The following is a 6894-nucleotide window of genomic DNA, read 5'->3' on the forward strand; positions in this document are numbered from 1 at the left end:
AATTTTAAACTTATTTAAGTTTTATTTTTTTATGAAATTTAACTCAGAGATTTATAATCAATGTTTTATTTATGTATAAAAAAATTAATAAAATAATATACAAGGATAGGGAATTAATTTTGAAAATATAACGTTTCAATATTATTTTGGATTTTATGAATATAATTAGACAAGCTGTTTTTATTAAAAGTATTACTAATTTAAAATATCGCCCTATTCCGCATTTATCTGAATTTTTATTAATAGGACGTAGTAATGTTGGTAAAAGTTCTTTAATAAACGCCTTAACTAATCATAAAAGATTAGCTTTATTTTCGAAAAGACCAGGTAAAACAATAACTTTAAATTATTTTTTAATCAATAATTATTTTTATTTTGTAGATTCTCCTGGTTATGGCTTTTCTAAAAGGGATAAAGAATCGCGTATTAAACAAATGTTAATGCTTCATAATTTTATTAGAAATAATAAGTTTATTAAGATTATTTTTCAAATAATTGATTTTAATATTGGACCAACTTCATTAGATTTGCAAATGTGTCAAAAATTTATTAAATATAAAATTCCTATTGTAGTAATCCTTAATAAAAAAGATAAAATTAAAAAAAATTTCATAATACCTCAAATTCGAGTTATTAAGCAATCTTTTGAGAATAATTTTTGCAATATCACAGATTTTTATTTATGTTCTTGTCGGGATAAAGATGGTATTCCGGAAATTATTAGTTTTATGTTTAAAAATTTAGATGTATAATAGAAATTATTATAAAAAATTTTTATAAGAAAAATAAAAAATTTAAGTTTTTTGATAATTCAGTTTGTTTGTTAATATTTGTACGGGAAGTGGTAGAATATTACTACCTATTTATCCTAATTAGGAAATCATAAATGAGAAATTTAAATTTAAATAATATGAATAATAAATATGACTTTAAAATTATTGAAAAAAATAGATATGCTGATTGGTTAAAATATAAAGAATTACAAAAAAAAAGTAATTTTTCTAATTTACCTAATTTTACTATTGTTATCCCTCCTCCTAATATTACAGGTAAATTACATTTAGGGCATGCTTGGAATAATATTTTACAAGATAATCTTATTCGTCGCAAAATGTTAACAGGTTATAATGTTCTTTTTGTTCCAGGAATGGATCATGCCGGGATAGCTACGCAAATAAAAATTAAACAAGAGCTGCAACAAAAAGGTTTTTGTATTCATAAATTAACTAAAAATATTTTTTTGGAATTTGCGAATCAATGGCAACAAAAATATATTAAAGATATCCGTAAACAATGGCAAGATTTAGGACTTTTATTAGATTATGATTATGAACAATTCACTTTAAACCCTTCTATTAGTTCAACTGTTGAAAAAGTTTTTGTATCTTTGTATAAAGAAGGTTTAATTTATCGTGATTATAAAATAATTAATTGGGATTCTAGTGCTCAAACTACTTTATCTGATACTGAAATTAATGAACGTAATGTTTTAGGTAAATTATTTTATTTAAAATATTTTTTAATAGAAGATAAAGTTTTAAGTGATGATTTTGTTATAGTAGCAACTACTCGTCCTGAGACTATTTTTGGAGATCAGGCTGTAATGTTTCATCCTAATGATAAAAGATATCAACATTTAATTGGTAAACAAGTTGTAGTTCCTGGTACTAGTTTAAAAATACCTATTATTACAGATGAATATGTTGATATGTCGTTTGGTAGTGGATTGTTAAAAGTTACTCCTGCTCACGATTTTAATGATTTTCAATTGGGTCAAAAACATAATCTAAAATCAGTTTTATGTATTAATTCTGATGGATCTATGAATGAATTGGCAGAACAATATAAAGGGTTAGATCGTTTTGTCTGTCGCGAAAGGTTAATTTCAGATTTAGATAAAAAAAATCTTTTATTTAAAATAGAAGATTATAATCATTCTCTTCGTTTTGCTAATATATCAGGAATTGTTATAGAGCCACGTCTCTCTTTGCAATGGTTTTTGAAAACCAAAGAATTAGCTAAGTTAATTTTAAAAAAACATAAAATTAATTTTTTTCCTAAAAGATTTTTAACATTATTTAATCAATGGTTAACTAAGATAGAGGATTGGTGTATTTCGCGTCAATTGTGGTGGGGACATCCTATTCCTGCTTGGTATAATTCGAAGAATGAAGTTAAAGTTCAAATAGAAGATCCGGGTAGCGGATTTACGCGTGATTCAGATGTTTTAGATACATGGTTTTCATCTTCTTTATGGCCTTTATGCGCTTTAGGATGGCCTAATAATCAAAAATTATTTCGAAAACATTTTCCAGTAGATGTTTTAGTTACCGGATATGATATTTTAACTTTTTGGGTAGTTAAAATGGTTTTACAAAGTATGTTTTTTTTAAAAAAAATGCCTTTTAAAGATGTTTTATTACATGGTTTAATTCGAGATGATAAAGGTCAAAAAATGTCTAAATCAAAAGGTAATGGTTTGGATCCTAAAGAGATTATTGATCAATATGGGATAGATTCTTTAAGGTGGTTTTTGACTACTAATTCTTCCCCTGGTTTAGATTTTTATTTTGATAGAAATAAAATTATTTCAAGTTGGAAGTTTGCTAATAAATTATGGAATATTGGTTTTTTTATTAAAAATAATCTTTCAACATTATCGACAGATTTTGATCAAAGTAAATTATTTTTGCCAGAAAAATTTTTATTAACTAAATTATCCACTTTACTAAAAAAAATAGATGTATTGTATGATAAATATGAATTTAGTGTTATAGGTAAATTGGTATATAATTTTGTTTGGGAAGAATTTGCTAACTGGGGTTTAGAATTTTATAAAATTTGTTGGCAAGATATCGAGAAAGATCCTGAATTAATTTCAAATAGTCGAAAAGTAATTCTTTATATTTGGAAGACTATTTTATTAGTGTTACACCCTTTTATGCCTTTTATTACGGATGCTATTTATGAAGAATTAGATTTAGGCATTTCTATTATTTCAGAAAAAATACCTATTTTGAAATTCAATGATTCTATATCGTTATCTGTTTTTGAATCTTTAAAAAAATTGGTTACTAAAATGCGTCAATTTCGCCAAATAAATTCTTTGAATAAAATTTTTTTATTAGATTTATATTTAGAAGTACCTTTAAATTGTCTAAATGAATTTCAATTAATATTATTTGAATTAAAAAAAATTTTTCAAGCATCAGAAATAAAATTAGGTAGTACTTCTCCATGTAATAATAATTATGAATTATTATTTGCGGATAAAAATATTTTTATTTTTATAAAAAGAGCATTGTTATTGAAAATTAATCAAGAACAAAATACTAAAAATTTAAATTCTCAACTTAATCAAATTTTAATTGAATTAAAAAGAAGTGAAAATCTTTTGAAAAATAAATCTTTTTTGGATAAAGCGGATAAAAGTAAAGTTCAAGAAGAAAAAGAAAAATATAATAAATATTTATTACAATATAAAAAAATAATCAAAAAAAAATAAATTTAATTTTTAGGTAAAAATGGTTTTTTATTATGTTATTTTCTAATTCTTATTTAAATGTTTTTTGTTCATTATCTAAACAACCAAAAGCTAATGTTATTATCACTCATGGTTTAGGAGAAAGTTCTTGTGATTATTTATTTTTAATTGATTTTTTAGTTAAAAATAATTTTAATGTAATTTCATATGATGTGAGAGGTCATGGTAAAAGTTTAGGTAAAAGAGGAGATATTAAAAGTTTTCATATTTTTTTAGATGATTTAGCGCAGTTAGTTAAAAATGTTAAACAAAATTCTTCTATGAAAATTTTTTTAATTGGTCATAGTATGGGCGGAATCATTGTTAATAATTATGTTATTAAATATAAAAATATAAATGGAGCGGTTATTAGTTCTGCTCCTAGTAGAGAAGTTTCAAATATTTGTTTCAATTATCCTTTTTATTTTTTTAGTTGGTGGCAAAGAAAAAAACTTAATTTTAATTCTTCTAAGATAGCGCACTTTCCTTTGGGTAAGGGTTATCATCCTTATCGTTTGGAATCCGTTAGTTATCGTTTATTAAGAAATTTGTTAGTTTTGAGTATGCGTTATTTAAATAAAAATTTTTCTTCTTATTTGACTCCTGTTCTATTACTTTATGGTACTCAAGATAAAATAATATCTTATAAAAATGGCATTCATCTTTTAGATTCTATTAAATCTAAGGATAAAAATTTAAAATTATATCACGAAACATATCATAATTTATTTCACGATATCGAAAAGTCTAAAATTTGCAATGATATTATATTATGGTTAAATGATAGGATTTAATTACTTTTTATATTTAAAATTATTATTAAGTTTTTGATAATTAAACTCCCATTTTATTATGCATTTTATTATATGTTATCTATTTGTAACAAATTTTATGAATAATTTGTTTAATCTTTTAAATTAATGAGGTAAATCTATGAATAAAGAAGATATTATTAAAATTAGTCGTTTATCTTCGGATGAAATTTGGGATTTTTTTAAAATGCAAAAAACCGGTTTAACAACAGAAGAAGTTCGCAAAAGACAAATGTTATATGGTTTAAACGTTATGAAAAAGAGTAAACATTTTTCTTTTGGTAAACAATTTATTAAACAATTTTTTTCAATGTTTGCTATTTTATTATGGATTGCTGGTTTTTTAGCTTTTATTATCCATGAAAAAGCTATTGGTATAGCTATTGTTTCAGTGGTAATTGTAAATGGTATTTTTTCTTTTTTTCAAGAATATAAGGCAGAAAGAATTTTATCTTCTTTAAGTGATATGATTCCGAAACAAATTCAAGTTTATAGAAACAATAAGATAGAAATTTTAGATACGCAAAAATTAACTATAGGAGATTTAATTTTTTTAGAAATGGGATCTATTATTCCTGCTGATGTTCGTTTAATAGAAGCTAATAATTTTTTTGTAGATAATTCTACATTATCAGGTGAAACCATTCCTTTAAATAGAAACTCTTTAAAAAACGATCATAGTGATGATATTTTTGAAATTCCTAATTTAGTTTACGCTGGTACTACAGTATCTCAGGGAAGCGCTAAAGGTATTGTTTATGCTATTGGAGAAAATACTCAAATAGGAGAAGTAGCTAGATTAGCTCGTAATATTACTAAAAGCACTAGTACTTTAGAATTAGAGATACATAGAGTAGTTAAAAGAATTAGCATTTTAGCCGCTTCTTTAGCTGTTTTTGTTTGTTTGATTTGTTTGTGGCGTTTTAAGTTTCAAGGGGAATCTAGTTGGTTATCAGCATTAAAATCTGCTATTGTTGTAGCTTTAGGTATGTTAGTAGCAAATATTCCTGAAGGTTTATTACCGACTATTAACTTAAGTTTGGCTATCGGTACTCAAAGAATGTCTAAACAAAAGGCTTTGATTAAACAATTATTTTCTGTAGAAACTTTAAGTTCTGCTACTGTTATTTGTACCGATAAAACAGGAACTTTAACGGAAAATCAAATCACTTGTAAAAAATTATTATTTCCTGGAGGTTTTGTCGATATTACTGGTCACGGATTACAAAAAAAAGGTAATTTTGATAATAGTAATGGTGATATTTTGGTTAATAATAAAGTTATTTCTAAAATACTAATAGCAACTATTATGTGTTCGGAAGCCAATTTGATTGATTTAAATTCGGAAAATATTAATTTTAATATTACTGGAAATCCTACAGAAGCAGCTTTATTAGTGGCAGCTACAAAATATGGTTTAAATATTCAACAAATTCGTAAAAATTTTATTATTGATAAAATTAATCCTTTTAATTCAGAAAATAAAAAAATGAGTGTTTTGGTTCATAATTTAGCTCAAGAATATTATGATATTGACAATAAATATCTCTTTGTTAAGGGCGCGCCTGATGTAATTTTAAATAGTTGTAATCTTCAATATAAAAATAATAAAGTTAGTGATTTTACAACTTTGGAAAAAGATTATTTTGTGAATTGTAATGAGCAATTATCTAGTGAAGGTTATCGTATTTTAGCTATTGCTTATAAAAAAATAGAAAATCCTGAACAAGAAAAACAAGAAGAGGATATGGTATTTTTAGGGTTTGCAGTTAATTTTGATCCTCCAAAAATAGAAGTTCGTCAGGCTGTAGAAGATTTATTAAAAGCGGGTTTAAAAATTACTGTTATTACTGGAGATTACGGTCCTACTGCTATTTCAATTGGTAAAAAAGTGGGTTTAATTCGAGATGATAATTTTTTAAATATTGATGGTTCTCAATTAGATAATATGTCTCCTATAGAGTTACAAAATATTTTAAAAACCGAAGTTCCGATATTTTTTTCCCGAACTACTCCAAAACATAAATTGAAAATTACTGAAGCATATGCTCGAAATAATGAGATTGTTGGAGTTATTGGTGATGGTGTTAATGATATTTTAGCTATGAAAGCCGCTCATATTGGTATTACTATGGGTAAAGATACTAAAGATGTTGTTTTGAATGCTGCTGATATGATTTTGTTAGATAATAATTTTTCGACAATACCAAAGGCAGTGATAGAATCTAGAGCTATTTACGCTAATATTAAAAAGTTTATTAGTTATGTTTTTTGTTCGAATATTCCGCAAATTTTTCCAATTATTTTTATGGCTTTATTTAAAATGCCACTTTATTTAACTGTTATGCAAATTCTGGCTATAGATTTAATCACAGATTTATTACCTGCTATAGCTTTAGGAGCAGAAGAACCAGAAGAAAATTTATTATCTCAAAAACCTCGTACCTCTCGAGATCATTTATTAGATACTAAATTATTAAAAAGAAGTTATGGTTTTTTAGGTATTGTAGAAGGTATATTAGCATTAATATTTTTTTTACATTATGGTGGTTGGTCTTT

The 6894-nt window shown here is 24.7% G+C and carries 4 protein-coding genes; all 4 read left to right on the forward strand.

Annotated elements, in window-relative coordinates:
* Positions 1-155: 155 nt before the first annotated feature.
* Complete coding sequence (gene yihA, locus OC710_RS02225) at positions 156-752, forward strand: ribosome biogenesis GTP-binding protein YihA/YsxC (protein ID WP_004995414.1); 597 nt, start codon at positions 156-158, stop codon at positions 750-752.
* A 134-nt stretch (positions 753-886) separates the two neighbouring features.
* Positions 887-3505, forward strand: coding sequence for a valine--tRNA ligase (locus OC710_RS02230; RefSeq protein ID WP_004995417.1), 2619 nt, complete (start codon positions 887-889; stop codon positions 3503-3505).
* Positions 3506-3537: 32 nt separating this feature from the next.
* Positions 3538-4317: an alpha/beta fold hydrolase gene (locus tag OC710_RS02235; RefSeq protein ID WP_004995420.1), complete on the forward strand. Its 780-nt coding sequence runs from the start codon at positions 3538-3540 to the stop codon at positions 4315-4317.
* Between the two features lie 139 nt (positions 4318-4456).
* A partial coding sequence (locus OC710_RS02240) for a cation-translocating P-type ATPase (protein ID WP_304514986.1) occupies positions 4457-6894 on the forward strand: 2438 nt, incomplete at its 3' end.

This window comes from 'Vigna radiata' phytoplasma (assembly GCF_030586915.1).
Taxonomy (GTDB): domain Bacteria; phylum Bacillota_I; class Bacilli_A; order Acholeplasmatales; family Acholeplasmataceae; genus Phytoplasma; species Phytoplasma australasiaticum.

Excerpts from the sequence above, each read along its gene's own strand:
- yihA (WP_004995414.1), top strand. The coding sequence starts at position 156 with ATGAATATAATTAGACAAGCTGTTTTTATTAAAAGTATTACTAATTTA.
- OC710_RS02230 (WP_004995417.1), top strand. The coding sequence starts at position 887 with ATGAGAAATTTAAATTTAAATAATATGAATAATAAATATGACTTTAAA.
- OC710_RS02235 (WP_004995420.1), top strand. The coding sequence starts at position 3,538 with ATGTTATTTTCTAATTCTTATTTAAATGTTTTTTGTTCATTATCTAAA.